Source organism: Echinicola sediminis (assembly GCF_054777495.1).
The window spans coordinates 1-611 of record NZ_BAAHAP010000251.1 but is presented as its reverse complement, the minus strand read 5'-3'; the positions used below and the strand labels follow the sequence as shown (position 1 = coordinate 611).

At 31.3% G+C, this 611-nt stretch carries 1 protein-coding gene; it reads left to right on the top strand.

All coding sequences use genetic code 11. The features are described 5' to 3' along the window. Nucleotides 1-203: 203 nt before the first annotated feature. On the top strand, nucleotides 204-611 hold a 408-nt coding region (locus ACYVAA_RS23030), incomplete at its 3' end, for a helix-turn-helix domain-containing protein (RefSeq protein WP_460546459.1).

Here is a 611-nt window from a genome sequence, read left to right as displayed (position 1 = left end):
GGCCTTTGTTATTATAGTTTAGAGCTATTAATTTCCCCGTTGGCATAATTTAATAGATCAATTAAACTACAGAAATATATTTTTTATATCCAAAATTTTGAAATTCGACTATAACCCATCAATTTGGTATACGTTCATCATTGTAAGTATAATTGGAAATAATGAAACTCTATATCAAATATATGGTAAGCCTGAGATGTAAAATGATGGTGAAAGCAGAACTGAAAAAATTGGGGTTTCAACATTTTGAGGTAGAATTGGGTGCGGTAGATCTTCATGAAAAAATTTCAGAAGAACAGCGAAGTGAATTTGGAAGGAATTTGCTACGATCGGGCTTAGAGTTACTGGAGGACAAAAGGAGTATACTTATAGAAAAAATTAAGAATTTAATAATTGAAATGATTCACTATGAAGATGAATTACCAAAAACTAATTATTCGGACCATATAAGTGAGAAATTGGGCTATGACTTTACTTACTTGGCCAACACTTTTTCTGAAGTAAAAGGAATTACCATCCAGCAGTATATTATTCTCCATAAGATTGAGAGGGTTAAGGAACTTTTACTCTACGATGAATTAACGCTTTCTGAAATTTCATACAAACTTCAC